Origin of the sequence: Aquimarina sp. RZ0 (genome assembly GCF_008370685.1) — a bacterium.
Taxonomy (GTDB): Bacteria; Bacteroidota; Bacteroidia; order Flavobacteriales; family Flavobacteriaceae; genus Aquimarina.
This window is the reverse complement of record NZ_VTZU01000012.1, coordinates 49,060-73,417: the sequence shown is the minus strand read 5'-3', so window position 1 is coordinate 73,417 and position 24,358 is coordinate 49,060. Positions and strand designations below refer to the sequence as shown.

The following is a 24,358-nucleotide window of genomic DNA, read 5'->3' as shown; positions in this document are numbered from 1 at the left end:
TCCCCTAAAAAATACAACAACTTTTTGTTTTGGGCAATTACCTGATTAAAGAAAAACTTCCGGAAAATACTCTCCGTGCTCTAGTAGCATCTCTATCCAATTGCTCATTGAACTCTACTCTAAACCAATATTGTGAGGAAGGCATTAGGCTACCATTATAGGTGCCGTCCCAACCAGATCCAGCAGGATTCAGTTGCTTTAATAATTTACCATTTCGATCAAATATATAAATTAATGACGGCGTTGGTTGGTCTTCTGGATTAATTACATTCCAGGTATCGTGGAAATTATCCCCGTTGGGTGTAAAATATTTAGGATAACCAAGAATCATAATTACAATCGATTCTCCCTCATTTGTAGGACAATTAGCATATCTGGCTACGATTTGATAATCTCCAGGAGGAACATTTTCAAATATTGGTGATGACTGGAAATCCCTAAACGTAAAAAAATCCAAAGCATCATCTTCGAGATCTCTATCCAACCTGTATTCAAAATCGGTAAATCCATCTGCCTGAATATCTGGTATTGTTGTAATTTCTGCTGTTATGGTATAGACTCCGTTAAAAGATTCTTCATCTATGCGATATCCAACAGTAATTTCGACGGTAGAAACATCCAAAACCTGTAAAGAATCAGTCCCCAAAGAAACATCCGAAATATCAAATCCTTCTAATTGATATGTCCCGGGTTGATTTACTTCCAGAAAAGGATCTGTAGCGCCAGCAATAGGCACAAAATTACCTGTTCCATCATCCTGATACCACTGATATCTGACCGCTCCACCAAACCTTCCTTGAATAGCTACAGGAAATTCTCCACAGGTAGCAATATCAGGTCCAACACCATCCACCAGAACACTACAATCCGTAGTTCCTGCATCATCCTCATCGAGATTTGTCTGATCTAACTGGATTACTCCTGATTCATCTGCAAAATTAGTAATCAAAACAAGATAATACTCTCCTGACTGCGCATTAGGAATTGTAAATGTTTCTATAAAATTCTCATCTGATGTTCTTGCATAACTACAATCTATGATATTGGTATTATCGTCGTTATTTATATAAAAATCAGGATCATCGACATTATTGACACATTCGGCAGGGCGAATATTCTCTCCGTCTCCATTAAGATCACATCCTCTCTCCAAGATATCACAAACAACAAAGGAGGTATTAAATGGCCCCCAGGCAATAAAATCAACATCAAGCTGTCGCTCCTGCCGATCTAATCTATTATCTCCATCTTCATCAACCCATTGCCGAATATCAAAAACAAGTTCTCCTGCAGTATCGATTCTCATAAAAAACCAGGAAGGATTGGGTGTAGTATTTAAACAACCAACTTCTCCCAAGCCATCAACATCTCCAATCGTATTAGCGAATGTAAGATCTAAGGCAGCGTCAGAGCAAAAAGGTTCGGCAGTTCTACAAGCTATATCAAAATCCTGCGAATAAAAAATTGCATTACGGAAAAACAGTAGAACAAAAAATAATGAAATTTGGGGCGTTAATTTTATCATATTTTTATAACGTATGTTAGCTAATTTTCTTATAAAAGAACTAAAAGTAATAAATTCTATAAACAAAACTGATTTACATCTGTATTATTTATAATTGTTAACATAGCTTTCACCAAGTAAAAAGACAAAATCGTATCTTTGCAAACCTCTACATTATTCGTTTTATATTTTAATTTAAAACAAAATGTTTTTATTATTACAAAATAAAGACATAAAATGTAGGGAGTTAAACAAAGGAATTAATTGTCATTGGATTTTTAAGTGTTTAATTGAATAATTCAATCTACAACATTACTAATTCTTTTGGATTTTATAATAATAAAATTAAAAATTTGTGAAGATAGACAAGGCCCTCGAAGCTATTGAAGCGTTAGGTGATAATCATGTTGCCACCAGCGCCGTTACTCCTCTTAGAGAAGATGCATTCAAATTAAGTGACAAAGAAAAGATTGCTTTAATTAAAGAAGACATGAAGCATATTATGGAAACCTTGGGATTAGATCTTACCGATGATAGTCTAAAAGGTACCCCACAACGTGTTGCCAAAATGTTTGTAAATGAAATTTTTTCAGGCTTACACCCAGAAAGAAAACCAGATGCTTCTACTTTTAAAAATAGCTATAAATATGGTGAAATGCTCGTTGAAAAAAACATTACCGTTTATTCTACCTGTGAGCACCATTTTCTACCCATTGTAGGTCGAGCTCATGTAGCTTATATCTCTAACGGTACAGTTGTTGGTCTATCAAAAATGAATCGCATAGTAGATTATTATGCCAAGCGCCCTCAGGTTCAGGAACGAATGACTATGCAGATTGTACAGGATCTTCAGATTGTTCTGGGCACAAAAGATGTTGCCTGTCTAATTGATGCGAAACATTTATGTGTTAATTCCAGGGGAATTCGAGATATAGAAAGCAGTACTGTAACAAGCGAGTTTGGCGGTAAATTCAAAGAAGAGGCTGTAAAAAGAGAATTTTTAGATTACATCAAACTCGATACTACATTTTAATACACAATCCTTAAATCAACCAATCCTAATCATAAATATACACCAAATTATGGCGGCAACTCCATTATATAAAGTTCAAGAACTAAGAATTTATAATTCTATTACAGGGCAAAAAGAGGTATTTACACCAATTACAGAAGGTAATATAGGTATGTATGTATGTGGCCCTACTGTATATAGTAATGTTCATTTAGGTAACTGCCGCACCTTTATTTCTTTTGATCTTATTTACAGATACCTGAAACATTTAGATTATAAAATTCGCTATGTACGCAATATTACGGATGCTGGTCACTTAGAAAATGATGCTGACGAAGGGGAGGATAAGGTTTCTAAGAAGGCACGGTTGGAGCAATTAGAACCCATGGAAATTGTACAGCGATACACACTGGATTTTCATAATATTTTGGCTAAATTTAATAACATACCTCCTAGTATAGAACCAACGGCTACCGGTCATATTGTCGAACAAATTGAGATTATCAAAACCATCATAGGAAATGGTTTTGCATATGAAGCAAATGGTTCTGTATATTTTGATGTAAAAAAGTTTAATGAAACAAATAATTACGGAAAACTAAGTGGTCGTAATCTCGAAGATATGATTGCGAATACCCGAGAATTGGCCGCTCAAAGTGATAAAAAGAACGCTCAGGATTTTGCATTATGGAAAAAAGCAGAACCAGAACATATTATGCGTTGGCCTTCTCCATGGAGTGATGGCTTTCCGGGATGGCATCTGGAATGTACTGTAATGAGCACCAAATACCTAGGAGAACAATTTGATATTCATGGAGGAGGAATGGATCTTAAATTTCCGCATCACGAATGTGAAATAGCACAAGGAGAAGCTGCTTGTGGTAAAACGCCTGTAAACTACTGGATGCATGCCAATATGCTTACTCTAAATGGAAAAAAAATGTCCAAGTCTACCGGAAATATTATTTCTCCGGCAGAAATCTTTAGTGGCGACAATACTGTTTTAGGTAAGGCTTTCAGTCCAACTGTAGCCCGATTTTTTATGCTACAAGCTCATTATAGAAGTATTTTAGATTTTTCTAATGATGCCTTGGAAGCCTCAGAAAAAGGTTTTTACAAATTAATGGATGCCATACAAGCTCTGGATATGGTATCGATTAACAAAAAAACAGAAGGATTTGATGCAATAAATTGGACAAAAGAATGCTATCAAGCTATGAATGATGATTTCAATAGTCCTATCTTGATTGCAAAACTATTTGAAGCTGTTAAGTTTATCAATACTGTAAAAGAAGAAAAAGCTTCTTTGTCCAAAGTGGACCACGAGCTTATCAAAAAAACAATGCATGATTTTGTTTTTGATGTTTTAGGATTGGTTAATGAAAATGAAGCTTCTTCTGATATTAGCGATAAACTTTCTGGAACTGTGGAATTATTAATTAACCTGAGAGCAGAAGCTAGAGCTAATAAAGATTTTGCCACAAGTGACAAAATAAGAGATGAGTTACTGGCTATTGGGATACAGCTCAAAGACGGAAGAGAAGGCACTAGTTTTTCACTGAATTAATTGATCAATTTTGGTAACAGCTAGAACATCTTTTAAAAAAGTACTTACAGCTCCATTAATAGGATTAGTTAAACTATATCAAAACTTAATTTCGCCATTAACCCCTGCGACTTGCCGCTATCAACCAACGTGTTCTCATTACACTATTGAAGCGTTACAAAAGCACGGATTCATCAAAGGAAGTAAGCTTTCTGTAAAACGAATTTTTAGCTGTCATCCCTGGGGCGGCAGTGGTTATGATCCTGTACCAGACAATAATGATACCAACAATACCGAAGAAGTTAACCGATCAGAATAATCCTTTAACTCATTATTACATTTTTTTGTAATTTCTAATTCGATTAAATACCTATATTTACGTTTGAAAAATAGATTTCTATATGATATTCTCTAAAATTACCTGGAATCCTATCGAAGGATTAGATCTTGGTTTTTTCACCATACGCTTTTACAGTCTGATGTTTGTTGTTGCATTTTCATTAGGATGGTATCTTACAAAGAAGATTTACATACGTGAGAAGCTCTCTATGGAAAAATTAGATTCTGTATTTATCTATGCAGTAATCGGAACATTATTAGGTGCGAGATTGGGACATGTTTTTTTCTATGACTGGGATTATTACAAAAATAATCTCTTAGAAATCCTTTTACCCATGCGGTTTAAACCAACATTTGAATTCACTGGATTTACTGGATTAGCTAGTCATGGTGCTGCAATAGCATTTATCATTGCTATGTATTATTATTCTAAAAAAATAATCCACAAACATCCGTTATGGATTATGGATAGAGTAACCATTGCTGCCGCAGTGGGCGGTATTTTTGTTAGATTGGGAAACTTTTTTAACTCAGAAATTGTTGGTAAAGAATCCGGAGATTCATTATTTGGAGTAAAATTTATAAGAGCTACTTTTAGTAAATCAGAAGCAATTCGAGAAACCGGAATTAAGAATGTGAATGATGCCTATGCAGCCATCGTAGAAAACCCAAAATTCAGTCACTTATTAGAATCTGTTCCTTACTTACACCCTGCTCAATTGTATGAAGCTTTTGGATATATTTTTGTATCGCTTATACTGTGGTTTCTTTATTGGAAAACTGACAAAAGACACAATAGGGGATTCTTGTTTGGGTCGTACCTGGTTCTCATATTTACAGTTCGATTTTTTGTGGAGTATGTCAAAACAAGTCAGGGAGGATTCGAGAGTGCTTTAGGCTTACTATCTACCGGGCAATGGTTGAGCATCCCTTTTATACTAATTGGTCTTTACTTTATAATTACAGCCAAGAAAGTGTCTGAAAGTGAAAAATAAAGCATTTGGTATCTACACAAAAAAACTTTAACATCGCTTTCTATCAAATGATATATTGAATAAAAAAAAGAAGAATTACAATCATATAATTCTTCTTTTTTTTATCTAAATCCAATGTTTTTCTTATTACTTAAAGCTTTTTAAAACACTTCATTTGATTCTTTTAATTTCTCAGTATTGGCTACCAGCTGAAGTTCTTCTACAATTTTTTGTATATCACCATTAATAATATTACTCAGGTCATATAAAGTAAGTCCTATACGATGATCCGTTACTCTACCTTGTGGATAATTATAGGTTCTGATTTTTGCAGATCTATCTCCGGAAGAGACCATACTTTTACGTTTTTCAGAATCTGCAGCTTGTTTCTTTTCTAATTCCATATCATATAAACGAGACCGCAGTACCTTTAGCGCTTTTTCTAGGTTTTTATGAGATGATTTCTGATCCTGACAACTTACAATCATTCCTGTTGGCTCATGATGTAATTTAATTGCAGAATAGGTTGTATTTACAGATTGTCCTCCAGGCCCGGTAGAAGTTGTTCGCTCAATTCGCACCTCTGTCATATCCAATTCTACATCAAACTCTTCTGCCTCTGGCAATACCATTACAGTAGCTGCACTGGTATGCACACGCCCCTGTGTTTCAGTTTGTGGTACTCGCTGAACACGATGCACTCCCGCTTCGAATTTTAAGACTCCGTATACATCCTCTCCATTTACTTCAAAAATAATTTCTTTGTATCCTCCACTGGTACCTTCATTAAGATCAACTACACTGGTACTCCATCCTCTACCTTCACAGTATTTAGTATACATTCTAAACAAATCTCCTGCAAAAATACTTGCCTCATCTCCTCCCGTCCCGGCACGAATCTCTACCACACAGTTTTTAGCATCTTCAGGATCTTTGGGAACAAGCATGAAACGAATTTTTTCTTCTAACTCAGGTAGCTCTTCCTTTACTTCTTCTTGTTGCATTTTGGCCATTTCTACCATTTCTGCATCACTCCCATCGGCAATGATCTCTTCTGCCTCCCTTAAATTATCTGTTAATTCAATATATCGCTCTCTCTCATCCATAAGAGCTTTAAGATCTTTATATTCTTTATTGAGCTTTACATACCTCTTTTGATCCGCAATAATATCTGGTTGAATGATTAGATCATTTACTTCATCAAATCGTTGCTTTACAATATTTAATTTATCAATCATAGTGCTATCTGTCCTGTATGTGGAATTTACAAAAGTAAGCTTTTTTGATAAAAGCTCATATGGCTTTTTAAGATTCTAAAAGATTTCCGGTTAATGAATTTTTAGAATAAAACAAAATCTAAGTTATAGTACTTAGCTTTGACATCAAACTCATACAACTAGCTCATTTAAGGCACTCGCTTAAACCTCTTAACGAATCTATTTATGTATTCGTTTACTTTGCTAATTTTGATAATGCTTGTCAAAATATATTATAAAAATTACTGGATAACAGTCATGAGAACTATACAAGAAGGTTATATTTGCTTCTCACCACTCGAAAAGCTACTAGAATATTATAATTTCAAAATTTTGTATGTATGTATCTTTTCATCATTTTCAATTTTAAGAAAATATACCGAATTAGCTAACGCACCCAAATTTATTTTATTTTTTGGTGAAAAAGTTTTTATTTTTCTTACAATACTCCCGCGAATATCTATGAGAGAAATCGTTGTTTCTTTTTCAAATTTTGCTAACAAATCAACATTAACATATTCAACGATAGGATTCGGATAAATGGTTATACCTTGAATAGCTATATCATCTAACAATCCTAATGTAACATCCTCTTCGGTTACTGTTTGATTATTTGCTATCGAAATCATACCCGGAAAAACCAGATTTCTATCTCCTTTATCAAATAAACTTTTGTAAATATTTAGAATAGTCCTGTGAAACATACCTTGATGAATTACAGTGTTTTGATATTTTATAGTAATTGGCACATCCAAATCCAACATAGTATCATTAATTAGTAATTGGAGAGTGTCGCTGTAATTTTCAATTATATTGATTTCGTTTGAGGATTTATTATATTCGGCTACAACCTCTTCTCCGGTTACAATTTTGTTTTGAGGTACTTGAAGCCAGTAAAAACTAGTATGATGTCGATCGTCTTGTTTCCATACCACTTTTTTTGGGAGTGGATTGCGTTGGTAATTTTTCATCCAGGGGAGTGCTACAGCATCTTCAAGACTCATCCAGTGACCTCGCCCTTCATGCAAATTAACATCATGAACGTATCCTTGAGGATCATTAGCTTGCAAATCATCAAGAAGAACACCCCATTCTTCTGCGACACCATTTCTATTGAAAGCACTATCTAATGCACCCACGTGTATTGCAAAAGGTGTATTTCTAAGACTTAAAGGGGAGGCATCATTAGGGTGGCCTGCCATCATGGATGCGGCGGCCCATCTATCGGCCATTCTCGGAGCCAATTGATATAAACCATCACCTCCTGCAGAGTATCCAAGTATATATACTTTGTTGGGATTTACATTTTCTTTTATAACTGCCAATTGAATAATAATATTAAGAAAATCATCTATATGCTCTTGATGCCATAAATTCCATACATTGGTAGGAGCTCTTGGAGCGAGATAAACCCCTTCTAGCGAATTCATTATGACATCATACAAATGTTTTTGATTTTCATATTGTTGATCATTAGCTTCAATCGGGACTCCTCCTCCTCCGTGCAATGAAATAAATAAACTACGCCCATCAACAGGTTCTGTTCCAAAAATTTGATAATAAAAAGGCATTTCATAAATATCATGTTTAAGCACACGATTATCCCATTGAAAGTCAAAATCATCAAGCATTCTTGCTTGTTTCTCTTCAATCAAAAGGTTTAGTGCTGTAGTAGCCTCACTTTGTGATAAGGCTTCCTTAGAAAAATTTAAATCTTCCAACGGCGGTCTGTTTGCAGGAACAAGATTTAGCCAATCTCGCAAATCATTGACCTGAGCATTAGTATTTAAAGTAATTAACAATAATGCAAATAAGCCCAGTTTCATCATTCTATCTGTGTTCATTAAAATATATATTTTTTTAGTACTGAATAATTAATCAATTAAAAGATCTATGACATAATCTCTATGCCGTCCAAAATTATAAATTGCAGATGATTCTACAAAGGATTCATACATTTCTATAATTAGATTTCCTATACATTGTAACTAATTCCTTTTCCAATTTGAATTCATTAATAAAACCGTGTCTTTTTTACATAATCCTTAAAACAAAAACTGCTACAAATTTTTATGCTGAACATTTTTTTTATCCCAAAATTAGAATCTTAATTATACAGCTTTAAAAGAGCATACCTTATATTTATCATTACGCCCTTACTCCTATTATTATCTATTCAAAAATTGTATCTTTATAAGGCTATTATGAATAGAGATACAAACCCATATAGAAAACATCTTATAAAAGAATGGTTATTTTCCGTACTACTTCTGTGTAGCGTTACAGGATATTCTAATTATAACCAACCACTCTGCCCGGAGGTAACTACAGAATTGGTAATAAAAAACCAAAGAAGCTCCTCAAGGCCATCTGTTTCATTTAAAACACTTTACAACAAAGGGAAATCTATTCATATTTTTGAAGTTGGTTTGTATGTAAACTGGTTGTCAAAATTTCATACTATCCTCAGCACTCTTAAAGATAAAGAATATAATACCTTAATTTCTTTATCCAATATTTACACCATACTCCTCCCTCATCGTAATTCATATGATACTGAAGGAAACTCTTTTCATGTAACATTTGTTTAAAAACCTTATTTGTCAGTAGTTATTTTTTGAAAATCTTAAGATCGTTTCAAATGATCTTAATAACCTGACATGTTTCTTATTGAAACAGGGCTTTCTGACTATATTCTTTTTAAACATCCACTTAGTTTACTACCCTTAACCAATTGTATGTAAAACATTTTGCAAAATCAATAATGGTGAACTTCTATTATTTCAATTCCCATTTATTTTTATAAAACAATGAAAAGATTAAAAAAAACATTAAGACGGATTGTCTTTATTATATCATTAATTATAGTTGCTTTAATTCCCGTTCCAATCTTTGTACAAAAAAAGGAAGGAAAATTTGATAACGACACAACTATTGAACTTGTAACAACAGAAGAAGAGGATGGAGAAAGTAATTCAAAAACAGCGCAAGAGGCAAAATTTTGAGTATTCTTTTGTATCAATTTATTTAAATTCTCTGATGACACATATTGAACTCATCTTGACTAATTTCACAAAAAGAAAACTGTATTAAAATAGCGTTTTATAGCAGTTCTTGGGTGAAATCATTGTAAACTGAATCAAATTGTTTTTTAATTCAGACGAGAAATAAAACAAAAAGAAACGATTTTAGCAGGTAATTTTATTTGAGAACTGTCATTATATCATTGCAATTTTAAATATATTTACTTTTTATAAAATACTCTTACCAATGTATTTTTTATGTATGAACTCATCTTGACTTTTAATAACTTAATTTTAAAATCAACATAATAAAATATTTATTTTCTCAATTTTTAATTTGTAGGATATGACAATGATTCGTACGCAAAAAATAGGTTTTGGTGGTGGATGTCATTGGTGTACAGAAGCTGTTTTTCAGCAACTGAATGGTGTTACAAAAGTAGCGCAAGGCTATATTAGTAGTTTTGACAAAAATGACTATTTCTCTGAAGCTGTTATCGTTTCTTATGATCCACAAATAATCAATCTAAAAGATTTAATTGAAATTCATTTACATACCCATAATAGTACTTCGAACCACAGTTTTAGAAAGAAATACAGAAGTGCCGTATATTATTTTAAAGAAAATGAGAAACAATACGAATACATAGAACATGTACTTTGCGAGCTTCAAAAAGATTTTGACACTGCTATAATTATACGATTTGTGATTAAAAAATTCGTATAAATTCATTGAATTATTTTTTCTTTATGCAAGGCAAAAAAATCAAGCATAGCTATAGCTACGGTTTATTTTTTAAACGAAGTAGAAAGGAAAAAGAAACGATGAATATGCGAAATTTTTAGTTATAAATCGTATTACACGTATCCTTAAATTCAAAGAATTTCAACCTTCCAGAAATGAACTTCTCAATTACTATATAAAAAATCCAGAAAAACCTTTTTGCAAGAAATATATCAATCCAAAATTAGATTTTTTAAGAAACAAATACTCTAATATCGCAACGTAGTTAATTATAGGTATATGTCCCAAATTCACTTGTTATGGTCAATTTCTTTTCTGAAGCAGCTTCAACCCTACCTACTATTTGAGCATCTACATCAAATCTTTTAGAGATTGTCATAATTTCGTCTGCAATTTCTGGAGATACATACAGCTCCATACGATGCCCCATATTAAACACCTGATACATTTCTTTCCAGTCTGTACCAGAATTTTCCTGAATTAATCGAAACAAGGGGGGAACATCAAATAAATTATCTTTAATAATATGTAGCTTATCAACAAAATGTAAAACCTTTGTTTGTGCTCCACCACTGCAATGTACCATTCCGTGAATGGTGTTATTATCAAATTTTGATAATATTTGTTTAATAATAGGCGCATATGTCCTTGTAGGCGACAACACTAATTTACCTGCATCAATAGGAGAATTCTTGACTGAATCCGTCAGCTGAGTTTTACCAGAGTATACTAAATCTGATGGCACTGCTGCGTCAAAGCTTTCTGGATATTTCTCTGCGAGAGTTTTAGCAAACACATCGTGGCGAGCAGAAGTCAGACCGTTACTTCCCATACCTCCATTATATGCTTTCTCATAAGTAGCTTGTCCAAAAGAGGCTAAACCCACAATGACATCACCTTCTTTAATTCGGGCATTATCAATAACATCACTACGCTTCATTCTGGCAGTAACTGTAGAATCTACAATGATTGTACGTACCAGATCTCCCACATCGGCGGTTTCGCCTCCTGTAGAATGAATAGTTACTCCAAAACTTTTTAATTCATTTAATAATTCTTCGGTGCCGTTAATAATAGCCGAAATGACTTCTCCAGGAATCAGTTTTTTATTTCTTCCAATCGTGGAAGATAGCATAATATTATCGGTAGCTCCCACACATAATAAGTCATCAATATTCATAATCAATGCATCCTGAGCAATTCCTTTCCAAACCGAAATATCTCCTGTTTCTTTCCAGTACATATAGGCAAGAGAAGATTTGGTACCTGCTCCGTCTGCATGCATAATCAAACAATATGCTTCATCTCTTGTAAGGTAATCAGGAACTATCTTGCAAAATGCTTGAGGAAAAAGTCCTTTATCAATATTTTTGATTGCACTGTGCACATCCTCTTTGGATGCCGAAACTCCACGCTGAGCATAACGTTTACTTACTTCTTGACTCATTACTATTGTATTATTACCACTATTAGGCAGCAAAGATACTCGAAATTCAGAATTCAGAATTCAGAATTCAGAATTATATTATTCCCAATCTGCCATAGAGGCATTCATAATCAAATCCGTCCTGTTGGATAATTCAAGTATTTCTATGGTTTGTATATTTTTTTGAGAGATTCCGTCATTAGATGTATTCGTATATATCACAACAGCCTCATTTGGTGAAAAACGCGCATCTATGTCATTAGTTCCTGCTGGTTTGTCTCCAGAAATATCTGTTTGAGAACTATCACCAAAATTATACACAAAAAGACGTGTGTCTAGTTGTCTGTAATCACTATTTTCAAAACCTGAAACATCATAATAATACAAAAGTTGAGTCCCGTCTACAGAAAGGTTTACACTTCCTGCGGCACCAGGAACATCAGATAATATTGTTTCTAACACATCCCCGGAGGAATTAATAGTGAAGATTTCTACTTCATAACCATCCAGATTATTAGTTTTTAAGGCTATCGTGTTATTGACATCGTTTTTATCTACTTCTGTTATTAGCTTTCCATTTGATGTTTGATACACGAGAGAAAGACCACTCCCGTTTGCGTTGATACTATATAATTTATCTTGACTAGGAAACAATAACTTTGATCCGTTTTCTGCCCAGGAAAAATCGATTTCTTCCAGGTTAAAACCAGTGACAGAAACCTGAGAAGTAACTTGTGTTACCTGCGATCCATCCTCATTCATTGTAAATAAATGAGTTTGTGATCCTACTGATTGTAAAAAAGCTATCTTACCAGTACTGGTATTTCTTCTGGGTCTAAAACTATTTTTGGATTCTGAGGTGAGCTTAACCTCTGTCATACCTCCTTCATCGGCAGAGTAGATCACTCCATTACCATTTACAGAACGCATATACACAATCCTGTTATTTGGCGGACTCTGTGTCTCAAAAGCAAATGTTTCACTATTCACTGAAGAATTAATACCATCATTACTACTTACCTGCCAAAAATACTTCACTTTATAAGAAAGATCAGTAAGCACATAAGTAGTATCTGTTATGTTTTCAAAGGTTTGGATATCAGAATTTTCATCATTCCTCAGTGTTATTCTATAGCTCAGGTCATCATCATCAGGATCTTTACCGCTCCATTTTAATGTGACCTCCAATAGTTGATCCACTGCATTATCTGTAGGTTCAATAAGAATTGCAGCATCTGGCGGTTTGTTTCCGGCAGTTTCTACATCCATCTCAAAAACTATTTCTAATTCTCGATCTGCGATTATAGAAATCCCTTCAAATTGCGCCAAAAGCCCCTCTCTCTGAGCAGAAAGAGAATAATCTCCAGAAGGTATATTCTCTATTTCATAAAATCCGTCTTTATTAGTAAAGACTGTACTTGTAGATGGGTTTGTTGATATTTTTACATTTTCTAATGGTTCATTGGTATCAACAGCAACTACTCTACCTCTTACAGCACCTAACCCTTCTAAATCTACGGTATCTTCGCTACAAGCGGTAGCCAACGTAATAGTAACGATACTAATTATTTTTACTATATTTCTTTTCATCATCATGAAATTTTTATTCTTTTGGAACTCCTCTATTTTTGATAACTTCTTGATTTCTCTTCTTTAACTTCTTTAATTCTTTTTGTTCTATACGCTTTTGTTTCCGAAGCTCTTTATCCATTTTTAAAGGTTTTTTAAAATACCAATTTAATCCTATTGAAAAATTAAAATATTGATCATCTCTTTTCCCTTGTGCTATTCCATCTAATTTATCTCCCAAAACAAGATTATGTGTTGCATTAAGAGAAACACCTATATGATCTGAAACCAAATATTCTACACCTCCGCCATATTGAAATTTAAAAAATGTGCTACTAAAATCATCACTATTCACCGTCCCCATTCCACCAAAAAAAGATGGTGTCAATTTCTCAAAAGGAAGCAACACTAGTTCTGTATTTATATCTACAGCATTAAACCCTTCTGAAAAAGTTTGTTCATTTCTGAGTTCGAATTTATTAAGACTTGCATTAACATTTAGATATGGGTTAAGATACCACTTACCTCCTGCTCTTGCAGAGTAAGATATATTAGAATTGTTATAATCTCCACTTATCAATGCAACCCCGCCGTTACCAAATACAGCGGTTTCTCCTCTTCTCTCTTTAAAATATCGTTCATACAGCCCTGTATTCTGTGCTTCGTTTTTTTCTGCATTATACTCTGTGATCATAGCAGCAATTTTTTCTGGTGCTGCTTTCGAGCTCCACAATTTGTCTTCTATACCTTCTATGATCAAACCTTCTACTGCTTTTCCGATTGCCTCAGAAACTGCAATCTGACCTGGTTCATTTTTAGTAAACCCGGTTTCTGCCTCAAATAATCTACTGAACTTTACATATCTAAAAAAACTGGCATCCAATGCCTGAGATAAGACTGTTTTAGAAACATATACTGTTTTCAGGATCTTACCACTAGAGGTAGATACAGCTCTAAGGTATACCGTAATTCTATCTTGTCTATATTGCGTAGAACCGCCTACACCAAAATAACGTGCTCCTAATCCACCTGTTATAATATTAGAATCATAAGATACAATACCTCCTTCGAGAATAATTCCTGCATACAGTAATGGTGGTAATTGAGGTTCGCTCGTATTCTTGTTTTTTCTATATTCCTTGCGCGTAGATCGTATGATATTACGCTCATTTAATAAGTTACTAAGATTCTCTCTTTCTATAGGTACAAACCACTTAGAATCTTCTAGAGCTTTAATCAAAATAGTAGTTGCCCCTTGCGTAACGGCAGTGCTAAATGTACTTCCCGCATCTGTAGGCTTGTATTGCCCAGTTTGATCTCTAAATTTATAAACACCCACCACAACTGGTTCTACGGGTAATGGAAAATTTCTTAATTTCTGAGATATTTCTGTATCTTCACCTATACGAGCTTGTTCAATGGTGATCGGTTGATTAAAATAAGCTCCACATCGAGGTAGTAATAAAATACATGAAAGTATTACAATTACCTGATAAAACGTATGACGCATTAAAATTTAGTTAGGAATTATTACTTGAGACTGATCTCCTGTATTTGTATCTAAAATATTGATTACCAAACCCTCTCCTGAAGGAAAAATTTCTATAAACAAAGTTCCGAAACTAAATGTCCCTTCTGTAAGTCCATCTTGTCCGAATTGCTCATTGAATAAGGTTCTGGAAATTTGACTCAACAATTGATTATTAAGACCTTCTGTAAACCTGTCCAAATCAGATCTTTGGTTTCTATCAGAACTGGTATCTTCTGTAAAAGTATTTTGAGCCTCCGCAGAACTCAATAACCATTGATAATTAAATGTATCTCCACCAAAGGCTGGGTTTTTTGGTCTGTATACCAAATCTTGAGCGGTACCGCCCGAATAGGCAAACAAAGCAAGGATAGCAGTAATGACGAGTGACTTCATATTTGTGTGAATAAAAATAAATTTAATATTGAAAAATATCGTTCTTTTGGTTTTCTTGATCTTTAAAATATTTATAAACTTTTCGAATAGAAATTTTGGACATTTGTTCGAGGTATTCTAAATCAGGCTTTCCAAGAAATTCATGAATGACATTATCTTCAATCTTTACCTGAACGATGGTACTTCTTCCAAAACTCAACTTTTCATAAACTCCTACAATTTTATTACCATTAATTCTATTAAGCGTATATGAGTTATAGAAAAATTCATAAAAATCTTTTCCCGGCTTTGTTTTTGTTTCTTCTATAACAATACCTCTTAATGTGATCCCATCATCAGCAGTATTATCATCTTCTTTAACTACCTCTTTTTTTGTAGCTTCATTAAAAGCTAATCGATCTTTACCTACAATTTTGTCTTCCTCATATACCAATAAGAGAATTATGATCTTATCCGTTTCGGCAAATCTTATCGAAGTGGTAGCTAATTTTTTCTGTTCATTGGCTTCTAATGTAAATCTGCCTTCTTGATTGTTTTTTTGTAGATTATTATCCTTACTTGTTCTAAAAACCGAAAGTGTATATCTTAAGCTTTTATGCACCTCTGTAGTATTTGTCGCTTCTGCAATAACAGAAACGACATTATCTATCCGCTCAGTTTTAATTTTGGCAACAACTTCTTTATTTGTAAACTGACCATTAGAAAACTGAAAAAATAAAACAAATACCGCGATCAGTTTATAATTCATAAACTATTAAAAACTTCTAACAATAATGGTACGAGCTTCTCCCGTCATTTTAAACTTTAGGTTATTAGATAATTCGTTACTCCCAAAACGCTCAAAATAGTGGTCATTTCCTTCTTGAATAATCTCTAAACTTGTAGAAATAGTAGGGTTAAAAGAAAAATCTGTAACAATATTATTAGAACCTGTTTGAGAAATAAACTTCTCTATTTCTCCAGAAGTTTCATTAATATCAATCAAATTACCTTCTCCTCTCTGTATCAATTGAATATCAGAAGATTGCGCATTAATATTAGAAAACACAGAATTATTTGCGCCCACCTGCTGTATAAATACAGAATTAGTAGTTGCTATAAAACTTTCAGTAACTGTTGGAGAAGCATCATTATCTAATTGATCTAATACAACAAATCTTTCTTGATTCTCAACTAAGACCTCATCTGGATTTTGAGTGTTTTGAGCGTGTGCAGCTCCCAAAATAAGCAAGCAGAACCCTAAGATGCACGTTGTTATGTTTTTTTTCATCGATATGGTTTTAAAAGTAGTAAAAGAGTTATATTAACAGATGGTTAATATAACTCTTTATAAAAATATACTGAAATATTATATTAAAATAATATCTTAAAGTTCCCCGGTAGTACCACCACTCTGAGTCACAATTGCAGCATTATTTGTCCCATTCTGTAGTATGATACTGCTATGTAATGTACCTGTTTGATTAACCAAAGTAGAGTTTCCTGATCCTATCTGAGTATCCCGGGCCATGTTCAGGTTACCCGTCTGAATAATACTACTTAAATTCAATTCTCCACTTTGCTCACTGATAGCATTGTTTTCATCTCCTGATTGAGACTGAGAAACGATATTTCCTTCTCCAAAAACACCAGTATCACCTTCTTGAGTAGCTGTAGCAATATTTCCATTACCTACCTGTAATTGGGTTGTAGAGTTTCCTCCTCCAAAAAATCTCAAATTCTGAGATGCTGATGCAGAATTCTCATCTCCTACCTGAGTCTGCACAACTAAATTGTTATCTTCTTCGTGCTGAGCAAAAGCTACATTTTCCTCACCATCCTGAAGTTGATCAACAATACCTCCTCTAGAATCAAAAGAAGAACTACCTTGAAGAGATGTAGCGACATTACCACCTCCAGACTGAGCTTGTATTAATAAGTTACTTTCTCCCCATTGCTCTGCTGAAGCAGCATTCGCCTCACCAACTTGTCTTTGATCACCTGAGTTTAAATCTCCTACCTGTGCCATGGTAGCACTGTTAAAAGCACCTGACTGAAGTATCAAACTAAAGTTTTCTACTCCTCCTTGAGTAGTTTCTGCCTTGTTTTCATCACCAGACTGACCCTGACCAGCATAGTTAGACTCCCCAAAACTAGCAAAATTACCTTCTTGAGAGATCATTGAAGAATTTCCATTTCCTTCCTGAAGTTGTTCTGATAAATTTTCTCCTCCAAAATGAACTAAATTCTGAGTAGATGATGCTGTATTAGCATTTCCAGTTTGTACTTGGTACACCTCATTATTATCTTCTTCATGCTGAGCAAATGCACTATTCTTGTCACCTGTTTGCATTTGTGTAACGATTCCGTTTCGAGAAACGAATGACTCACTACCTTGGATAGTTTCTGCATTATTCCCTGATCCTAATTGCATCGTCGTATTAGAATTTGATAAACCTACCTGCGTGATACTAGCAGAATTCGTATCTCCCGATTGATCAATACTACTGGTGTTCGACTGTGCAACTATCACTGTAGTGCTTAATAAAGTTGCTAGACTAAAAATTACTTTTTTCATACGTAGAATATATATTAAAACTGATTAATAATTCAAATTAAAAAAACAATCTCGGGGATAGGACATGTTAAAAAGAAAATATTAAAACATTTCTTTTTGGCTTCAAAAAAAATTTTCTTGGGGACTACTTAGGTGTTTGCTTGGGTACGTTATTCTTAACGGTTTCAAATTTATGAAAATATTAATGCGAATTTTGCAGATTTTATAAGAATTCGACAAAATACATTGTGGAAAAACCGTAAAAAGTGTGATTTTCTGTTACTTTTTAACGGTTTTAACAGATATTAATTTTTTGTTAAAAATAAACATTTTTTCTAAAAGGAGAGAAAAATCTTACCCCTGTACAACCCTTAGTAGTGTGTATTTCGCGAAAACCATCACTTCAAAGATTGCTTTTTTCGGAACTCTATCTTCTATTCTATTATTTACTACCTGTTATAACTTCTATAATTAACAAAAGACATGTTAAAAAATTAAGAGTGCACCTTTCATAATATTTAAGAGTATGTTTAAAAAGAATACAAATTGAAAATCAATAGTTTGAGGTTCTGAGGACACTTCAAATGATGAGAACATCGAGATATTTTAATTATTTGAAGTAAGCTTACGGTTCTTAAAATATTTGTTTTCAAGAAGTAAGGTTTTTAAACATACTCTAAGAGCATGTTTAAAAACAATGCAAACTGATTGTCTGTAGTTTGGTGTTCTGATGACACTTCAAATCGACGACATATCGAGATATGTTGCTTATTTGAAGTAAAGTCAAGGTTGTCAAAGTAATGACCAGCAGGCAGAAGGGTTTTTAAACATACTCTAAGACTAATCGTAAACAAAACATTAAAACGGATATAGTTTTGAAGCGTGTTTATTTTGACAAAACCTTTTTAGATTAGATACAGATAAACACGCCTCCTTACTCATTGATCGTTCTTTTACAACGAATCTAATTATTAGGAATATTATCTAATTGTGACACGATAGTGATGTTATTATTTCCCTGTTGAGTTATCGCACTTCGGTGCTGATTACCTCTTTGGGTTACTCGTGTGCGATTATTTATCCCCAATTGTGTATCACTGGCAAAATTTACATTCCCTCTTTGTTCTATATCACTAAAATTCAGTGTTCCTTCTTGAAGAGATATAGCAACATTTTCATCTCCTAGCTGTCCTTGCCCTATTAGATTTTGACTACCATCCTCCTGAGCAGCTGTTACAGTATTACCATCACCTTGTTGTACTTGAAAAACTTGATTCGACTCTCCAGAAGAACGAAGGTTTTGTGTGGCACTGGCTACATTATTACTTCCTGTTTGCGTCTGCCCAATAAAATCATCAAAATTATCCCCTTGTTGTGCAAATGCTTGATTTTCGTCTCCAAATATGGTTTGACGTATTCTTGCATCATCAGACGCTACAGAGTCTGCTCCTTGTATAGCTGTAAGCTGATTATCAAAACCGACCACATCCTGACCGGCACTATTAAGGGTTCCATATTGCTCCAGAGCGCTTATATTTGAACCTCCGCTTAAAGTAATACCCGAACCATTGTCTATCCCAAACTGAGAAACTATAGAGCTATTAAAAGTCCCTGAATGAAAAAGTCCAACACTATGATCCACCCCTCTTTGATTAACAATTCCTTCATTATCATCTCCGGTTTGCAACACTAATATACCATTAGAGCGACCTTCAATGGTGTTTCCTAATCCTTCTTGCGAAATAGTTCCAATATTACGATTACCTGTTTGCATAGAAGAAACAAAATTTTCACCGCCTAAGCTTTCAATATTCTGAGTAATTAAAAGAAAATTGGCATCACCTATCTGCGTAGTCAATGCAACTACATTCTGATCTTGTACTTGCTGAATAGTAATTTGATTATCGTTACCTTGTTGCGACTGAATGATCGTTCCTGTTCTGGAAACATCAGTTTCACTACCTTGAATATTAAGGATTAAATTATTTACTCCAACCTGTTGAGATTCTATCCTATTATCATTACCAACCTGAGTAAATTGAGCAGTATTATTCTCTCCTGACTGATCAGAAGTAGAAGTATTAGATTGTGCAACCAATGTAACTGTTCCTAAAAAAGTTAGAAGACTTAATGTGATTTTTTTCATCTTAGTGTATATTTAAAATTGGATTAAAATTCTAAGTATTCAATTCTCAAATGAAATCACCTACTAAAATTATCTCTTTTTGTTTCACACTTCAAAATAAAAAGCATCGATAACGCTGCGCTATCTATGAATTTTCTTTCTCGTCTGAATTAAAAAATAATTTGATTCAGTTTATCGTGATTTCGTCTAAGAATTGTATAAGTTGGTTTTTTTACAAAAAAAACAAGCATTCCTACATAAATAACAGGTCAAATACATTTCACCCTAATTAATGACACAACTTTAACTCGAATTTACTCATAAGAAAACAAAAGATTGAACGTATGGATACAGTTAACTTTTATTTTGAAAATATTAGATAAAAAAACGTGATTTTATCAGATTAATTCAAATTGAAAAAGCGTGTCACAGCTTTAATGAAAAGAAACAGTCTACGATATCTAAAACATTTATTTAAAAAAAATAACTGGATTTCAGGTTAAACCTAAAGAATGTTTGTCATCTCAATAAGACACCGGTATGTTAAACATTAATTTTTTATTACGAAGACTCGAGGTCCTATCCTGATTTAATCTCACAGTATCTGCTCTTTTAGCAAAACACTGGAAATTAAAAACTTCTTAATAGAGTTGATTTTACTTATTACTTTTACCAAAAAATAAATGGTTTCTAACTTCACTTAGTGAACAAAAGCTCTCTATACTTAGTCAAAGGCCATAGTTCATCATCGACTAATAACTCTAATTCATCACAGCTATAACGTATTTCATCAAATAATGGTTTTACTTTCATACAGTAATCTGAAGCTTTCTTCTCTAAATCTTCCAATTTATTAGCTTTCTTGCGTTCTGTAGCCATTTTATTAACCTTTGTATTTATCTTACCTATATGTAAAGAAATTTCTTCAATAATTTCCATTTGTTCTTTGGCATATTTCTCAAAATCTTTTCCATAAAGTTCTTTTAAACCAGATACATTCTGAATCAACATATTTTGATACTTAATAGCGGTAGGAATTACGTGATTTCTTGCAATATCACCTAATACTCGTCCTTCTATCTGAATCCTCATCACATATTCCTCTATCTCAATCTCATAACGAGCCTCAGCTTCTATTTTATTCATTACTCCCATCTCATCAAACAAATCAAGAGTTTTTTTAGACACTTTTGCTTTTAATGCTTCTGGCGTGGTCTTATTATTACTGAGTCCTCTTTTTTTTGATTCTTTCTCCCATTCCAAACCATATCCATTTCCTTCAAAAAGAATATTTCTGGATTTTTTTATATATTCTCTTAAAACATTAAAAACAGCTTCATCTTTTTTAAGATTTTTAGTATCAATCAGTTCATCTACTTCTTTCTTAAATTCTTTGAGTTGCTTTGCTACTATAGTATTTAGAATTGTCATTGGGTTTGCACAATTAGCTTTGGATCCAACTGCTCTAAACTCAAATTTATTTCCTGTAAATGCAAAAGGAGAAGTTCTGTTGCGATCCGTATTATCTAATAGAATCTCTGGTATTTTACCTACCACATTAAGTTTAAGATCTGTCTTCTCCTGCGGAGAAAGTTTTCCATCAGTGACTCCTTCTAATTCTTTGAGGACAGCTGTTAATTGCTGACCAATAAAAACAGACATAATCGCAGGAGGTGCTTCATTCGCTCCAAGACGATGATCATTACTAGCAGAAGCAACACCTGCCCTCATCAATTCTTCATATTCGTTAATTGCTCTAATTGTATTTATAAAAAAAGTTAAAAACTGAAGATTACTCATAGGTGTTTTTCCAGGACTTAACAAATTAACGTTGGTATTGGTACTTAATGACCAGTTATTATGTTTTCCTGATCCATTTACACCTGCAAAAGGTTTTTCATGCAACAAAACTTTCAGGTTGTGTCTCATCGCTACCTTTTCCATTACATCCATCAATAGAGAATTATGATCTACTGCCAGGTTTGTTTCCTCATAAATCGGCGCCAATTCGAATTGATTAGGAGCGACTTCATTATGACGTGTTTTTACGGGTATACCAAGAAGCATACATTCATTTTCTAAATCTCTCATAAAAGACAAAGCCCTATTAGGAATACTACCAAAATAGTGATCATCTAATTGTTGTCCTTTTGCCGATGAATGCCCTAATAATGTTCTGCCTGTCATTAACAAATCAGGTCTGGAGTTGACCAATGCTCTATCAATCAAAAAATATTCTTGCTCCCACCCCAGTGATGCGTTTACTTTTTTAACATTTTTATCAAAATATTTGGCAACTGCAGTCGCTGCACTATCTACTGCTTGTAAAGCCCTCAGAAGCGGAGTTTTATAATCCAAAGCCTCTCCCGTATAGGCAACAAAAACGGTAGGAATGCATAAAGTTGTCCCATAAATAAAGGCTGGGGAGGTAGGATCCCAGGCCGTATATCCTCTGGCTTCAAAAGTATTGCGAATTCCTCCGTGAGGAAAAGAAGAAGCATCAGGTTCTTGTTGTACCAATTGATCGCCTCCAAATTTTTCCATAGCCCGATCATTGCCTATAGTTTCAAAAAAAGCATCGTGTTTTTCTGCCGTAGCTCCAGTAAGTGGCTGAAACCAATGTGTGTAATGAGTAACCCCTTTGGACAATGCCCAATCCTTCATTGAAGATGCGATTTGATCTGCAATCCTTCTATCAATCTTCGATCCGTTTTCAATAGCGTCCACAACACTATCAAAGGCATCTTTTGTTAGGTATTGAAGCATCGTAGCCTGGTTAAAAACATTTTTACCAAACAGTAATGATCTACGTTCAGTTTCTGCAACTAATATACTAGTACGATTTAATGTTTCTTTCAAAGCCTGAAATCTTAATGTTGACATAATTTGAACTAAATTTAATACAAATATAGAGTAAGTTTTTGTTGTTAATAATAGAATTATGCTCTTTAAAAATTAAAAAAAAACAAAAATACCCTACTAAAATCTAGGTAGTTCGTAAAAATTTACAATAAAACCCCTTTTACCCCCCTATTTTTTTTTAGTTGTCGCAAAATAAAATTATTTTTGGATATTTAAGAGTTCAATTTATTAAAGTATTAATTATGAGTAAATCTAAATTAGAATACATTTGGTTAGATGGTTATAAACCAACTGCTAATCTAAGAAGTAAAACAAAAGTTGAAGATAATTTTAGTGGGAATCTTGAAGATTGCCCAACTTGGTCTTTTGACGGAAGTTCTACAAAACAAGCAGAAGGTGGTTCTTCTGACTGTTTACTAAAGCCTGTAGCTATTTATCCTGATCCTGCAAGAAGAAATGGATATCTAGTAATGACTGAAGTTCTAAATGCTGATGGAACTCCGCACGAGTCTAATGCAAGAGCTACGATTGATGATGATGGTGATTTCTGGTTTGGTTTCGAACAAGAATACTTTATTATGGATAGAAACACTCAACTACCTTTAGGCTTTCCTGTTGGAGGATATCCTGGACCTCAAGGAATGTACTACTGTTCTGTAGGAGGAAGAAATACGCATGGTAGAGATTTTGTAGAAGAACACGCAGATCTATGTATTGATGCAGGTTTAAACTTTGAAGGAATAAATCAGGAAGTTGCAAGTGGACAGTGGGAGTTTCAATTATTTTCTAAAGGAGCTAAAAAAGCTGGAGACGAAATATGGATAGCACGCTACTTATTAGATCGTCTTACTGAAAAGTATGGCTACTATATTGAATACCATCCAAAACCAATCAAAGGTGACTGGAATGGTTCTGGTATGCATGCTAACTTCTCTAATGAAATATTAAGAACTTGCGGATCTAAGGAAGTTTACGAAACAATTTGTGAAGCTTTTAGACCTGTAACAAAGGAGCATATTGCTGTTTATGGTGAGTTTAATGACCAACGATTAACTGGTGAGCACGAAACACAATCGATAGACGAATTTTCTTTTGGAATATCCGATAGAGGCGCATCCATAAGAATCCCTATTATTACAGTTGAAAAAGGATGGAAAGGATGGTTAGAAGATCGTCGTCCAGCTTCAAATGGAGATCCATATAAAATTGCTGCCAGAATTGTAAAAACTGTTAAAACTGCAGATGTCTCTGCTATGTTAGCATAAATATCTGGCAACATATAATAAACACTGGACCAAGTTTAGTTAAACGTAAGAAAAGCCTTTAGAATTAATCATATTCTAAAGGCTTTTTATTTCAATAAATATTTTGATTTTCGAGGTAAGCCTCGGAGCATTCAAATCTCGATTATCGCTTAAAACCACTTCCTAATATTCTTTATTTTTTTTAAATCTACCCCCTTCACATACAGGGGAAACATCATAAAACTCAATAGAATTCCCTGTACTAAGTTTACC

General features: G+C 33.8%; 20 protein-coding genes. 8 read left to right on the top strand and 12 right to left on the bottom strand.

What is annotated here, in order from left to right; translation table 11 throughout:
• Positions 1-37: 37 nt before the first annotated feature.
• Entirely contained in the window at positions 38-1,525 is a 1,488-nt protein-coding gene (locus F0000_RS06660; protein WP_149623935.1) for a T9SS type B sorting domain-containing protein, read from the bottom strand.
• Positions 1,526-1,859: 334 nt separating this feature from the next.
• Here F0000_RS06660 and folE point away from each other — a divergent pair, with 334 nt between their 5' ends.
• The 4 genes from folE to lgt all read left to right on the top strand — a co-directional run bounded on the left by folE (position 1,860) and on the right by lgt (position 5,396).
• Positions 1,860-2,537 carry a GTP cyclohydrolase I FolE gene (gene folE, locus F0000_RS06655; protein ID WP_149623934.1) on the top strand — a complete coding sequence of 226 codons (678 nt, stop codon included), beginning with the start codon at positions 1,860-1,862 and terminating at the stop codon, positions 2,535-2,537.
• A 49-nt stretch (positions 2,538-2,586) separates the two neighbouring features.
• A complete protein-coding gene (gene cysS, locus F0000_RS06650; protein ID WP_149623933.1) occupies positions 2,587-4,083 on the top strand; it encodes a cysteine--tRNA ligase in 1,497 nt (498 codons plus the stop codon).
• Between the two features lie 10 nt (positions 4,084-4,093).
• Positions 4,094-4,381, top strand: a complete 288-nt coding sequence (gene yidD / locus F0000_RS06645) for a membrane protein insertion efficiency factor YidD (protein ID WP_149623932.1) — start codon at positions 4,094-4,096, stop codon at positions 4,379-4,381.
• A gap of 82 nt (positions 4,382-4,463) precedes the next feature.
• Positions 4,464-5,396, top strand: a complete 933-nt coding sequence (lgt, locus tag F0000_RS06640) for a prolipoprotein diacylglyceryl transferase (RefSeq protein WP_149623931.1) — start codon at positions 4,464-4,466, stop codon at positions 5,394-5,396.
• Positions 5,397-5,536: 140 nt separating this feature from the next.
• Here lgt and prfA read toward each other — a convergent pair whose 3' ends face one another.
• Positions 5,537-6,613 carry a peptide chain release factor 1 gene (gene prfA / locus F0000_RS06635; RefSeq protein WP_149623930.1) on the bottom strand — a complete coding sequence of 359 codons (1,077 nt, stop codon included), beginning with the start codon at positions 6,611-6,613 and terminating at the stop codon, positions 5,537-5,539.
• A gap of 335 nt (positions 6,614-6,948) precedes the next feature.
• Entirely contained in the window at positions 6,949-8,475 is a 1,527-nt protein-coding gene (locus tag F0000_RS06630; RefSeq protein WP_149623929.1) for a T9SS type A sorting domain-containing protein, read from the bottom strand.
• 360 nt (positions 8,476-8,835) lie between these two features.
• Between F0000_RS06630 and F0000_RS06625 the strand changes: the two genes are divergently transcribed.
• From F0000_RS06625 to F0000_RS06615, 3 genes are all read left to right on the top strand, one after another.
• On the top strand, positions 8,836-9,222 hold the full coding sequence (locus F0000_RS06625; protein WP_149623928.1) for a hypothetical protein: 387 nt from the start codon (positions 8,836-8,838) through the stop codon (positions 9,220-9,222).
• A 219-nt stretch (positions 9,223-9,441) separates the two neighbouring features.
• Positions 9,442-9,636, top strand: a complete 195-nt coding sequence (locus F0000_RS06620) for a hypothetical protein (protein WP_149623927.1) — start codon at positions 9,442-9,444, stop codon at positions 9,634-9,636.
• A gap of 364 nt (positions 9,637-10,000) precedes the next feature.
• Positions 10,001-10,381 (top strand): peptide-methionine (S)-S-oxide reductase, encoded by a 381-nt coding sequence (locus F0000_RS06615; RefSeq protein WP_255452656.1) that lies wholly within the window; start codon positions 10,001-10,003, stop codon positions 10,379-10,381.
• 283 nt (positions 10,382-10,664) lie between these two features.
• Here F0000_RS06615 and F0000_RS06610 read toward each other — a convergent pair whose 3' ends face one another.
• The 9 genes from F0000_RS06610 to F0000_RS06570 all read right to left on the bottom strand — a co-directional run bounded on the left by F0000_RS06610 (position 10,665) and on the right by F0000_RS06570 (position 22,862).
• Positions 10,665-11,846 (bottom strand): AIR synthase related protein, encoded by a 1,182-nt coding sequence (locus F0000_RS06610; RefSeq protein ID WP_149623926.1) that lies wholly within the window; start codon positions 11,844-11,846, stop codon positions 10,665-10,667.
• Positions 11,847-11,924: 78 nt separating this feature from the next.
• A complete protein-coding gene (locus F0000_RS06605; RefSeq protein ID WP_149623925.1) occupies positions 11,925-13,415 on the bottom strand; it encodes a carboxypeptidase regulatory-like domain-containing protein in 1,491 nt (496 codons plus the stop codon).
• Positions 13,416-13,428: 13 nt separating this feature from the next.
• Complete coding sequence (locus tag F0000_RS06600) at positions 13,429-14,904, bottom strand: CsgG/HfaB family protein (protein ID WP_149623924.1); 1,476 nt, start codon at positions 14,902-14,904, stop codon at positions 13,429-13,431.
• Between the two features lie 6 nt (positions 14,905-14,910).
• Positions 14,911-15,318: a curli production assembly/transport component CsgF gene (locus tag F0000_RS06595; protein ID WP_149623923.1), complete on the bottom strand. Its 408-nt coding sequence runs from the start codon at positions 15,316-15,318 to the stop codon at positions 14,911-14,913.
• Positions 15,319-15,340: 22 nt separating this feature from the next.
• Positions 15,341-16,066 carry a CsgE family curli-type amyloid fiber assembly protein gene (locus tag F0000_RS06590; protein ID WP_149623922.1) on the bottom strand — a complete coding sequence of 242 codons (726 nt, stop codon included), beginning with the start codon at positions 16,064-16,066 and terminating at the stop codon, positions 15,341-15,343.
• 6 nt (positions 16,067-16,072) lie between these two features.
• Entirely contained in the window at positions 16,073-16,588 is a 516-nt protein-coding gene (locus F0000_RS06585) for a hypothetical protein (RefSeq protein WP_149623921.1), read from the bottom strand.
• A 96-nt stretch (positions 16,589-16,684) separates the two neighbouring features.
• Positions 16,685-17,875, bottom strand: coding sequence for a hypothetical protein (locus F0000_RS06580; protein WP_149623920.1), 1,191 nt, complete (start codon positions 17,873-17,875; stop codon positions 16,685-16,687).
• 943 nt (positions 17,876-18,818) lie between these two features.
• Positions 18,819-20,000 carry a hypothetical protein gene (locus F0000_RS06575; protein ID WP_149623919.1) on the bottom strand — a complete coding sequence of 394 codons (1,182 nt, stop codon included), beginning with the start codon at positions 19,998-20,000 and terminating at the stop codon, positions 18,819-18,821.
• Between the two features lie 675 nt (positions 20,001-20,675).
• A complete protein-coding gene (locus F0000_RS06570) occupies positions 20,676-22,862 on the bottom strand; it encodes a glutamine synthetase III (RefSeq protein ID WP_149623918.1) in 2,187 nt (728 codons plus the stop codon).
• A 221-nt stretch (positions 22,863-23,083) separates the two neighbouring features.
• On the opposite strand from F0000_RS06570, the gene F0000_RS06565 reads away from it, so the two are divergent.
• The gene (locus F0000_RS06565; protein ID WP_149623917.1) at positions 23,084-24,106 is read left to right on the top strand and encodes a glutamine synthetase beta-grasp domain-containing protein; all 1,023 of its coding nucleotides are present in this window, start codon (positions 23,084-23,086) and stop codon (positions 24,104-24,106) included.
• Positions 24,107-24,358: the final 252 nt, after the last annotated feature.

What these genes read in the sequence shown, in the direction of transcription:
- F0000_RS06660 (WP_149623935.1), bottom strand. Translation starts at nt 1,525, where the DNA reads ATGATAAAATTAACGCCCCAAATTTCATTATTTTTTGTTCTACTGTTT.
- cysS (WP_149623933.1), top strand. Translation starts at nt 2,587, where the DNA reads ATGGCGGCAACTCCATTATATAAAGTTCAAGAACTAAGAATTTATAAT.
- lgt (WP_149623931.1), top strand. Translation starts at nt 4,464, where the DNA reads ATGATATTCTCTAAAATTACCTGGAATCCTATCGAAGGATTAGATCTT.
- prfA (WP_149623930.1), bottom strand. Translation starts at nt 6,613, where the DNA reads ATGATTGATAAATTAAATATTGTAAAGCAACGATTTGATGAAGTAAAT.
- F0000_RS06630 (WP_149623929.1), bottom strand. Translation starts at nt 8,475, where the DNA reads ATGAACACAGATAGAATGATGAAACTGGGCTTATTTGCATTATTGTTA.
- F0000_RS06625 (WP_149623928.1), top strand. Translation starts at nt 8,836, where the DNA reads ATGAATAGAGATACAAACCCATATAGAAAACATCTTATAAAAGAATGG.
- F0000_RS06620 (WP_149623927.1), top strand. Translation starts at nt 9,442, where the DNA reads ATGAAAAGATTAAAAAAAACATTAAGACGGATTGTCTTTATTATATCA.
- F0000_RS06615 (WP_255452656.1), top strand. Translation starts at nt 10,001, where the DNA reads ATGACAATGATTCGTACGCAAAAAATAGGTTTTGGTGGTGGATGTCAT.
- F0000_RS06610 (WP_149623926.1), bottom strand. Translation starts at nt 11,846, where the DNA reads ATGAGTCAAGAAGTAAGTAAACGTTATGCTCAGCGTGGAGTTTCGGCA.
- F0000_RS06605 (WP_149623925.1), bottom strand. Translation starts at nt 13,415, where the DNA reads ATGAAAAGAAATATAGTAAAAATAATTAGTATCGTTACTATTACGTTG.
- F0000_RS06600 (WP_149623924.1), bottom strand. Translation starts at nt 14,904, where the DNA reads ATGCGTCATACGTTTTATCAGGTAATTGTAATACTTTCATGTATTTTA.
- F0000_RS06595 (WP_149623923.1), bottom strand. Translation starts at nt 15,318, where the DNA reads ATGAAGTCACTCGTCATTACTGCTATCCTTGCTTTGTTTGCCTATTCG.
- F0000_RS06590 (WP_149623922.1), bottom strand. Translation starts at nt 16,066, where the DNA reads ATGAATTATAAACTGATCGCGGTATTTGTTTTATTTTTTCAGTTTTCT.
- F0000_RS06585 (WP_149623921.1), bottom strand. Translation starts at nt 16,588, where the DNA reads ATGAAAAAAAACATAACAACGTGCATCTTAGGGTTCTGCTTGCTTATT.
- F0000_RS06580 (WP_149623920.1), bottom strand. Translation starts at nt 17,875, where the DNA reads ATGAAAAAAGTAATTTTTAGTCTAGCAACTTTATTAAGCACTACAGTG.
- F0000_RS06575 (WP_149623919.1), bottom strand. Translation starts at nt 20,000, where the DNA reads ATGAAAAAAATCACATTAAGTCTTCTAACTTTTTTAGGAACAGTTACA.
- F0000_RS06570 (WP_149623918.1), bottom strand. Translation starts at nt 22,862, where the DNA reads ATGTCAACATTAAGATTTCAGGCTTTGAAAGAAACATTAAATCGTACT.
- F0000_RS06565 (WP_149623917.1), top strand. Translation starts at nt 23,084, where the DNA reads ATGAGTAAATCTAAATTAGAATACATTTGGTTAGATGGTTATAAACCA.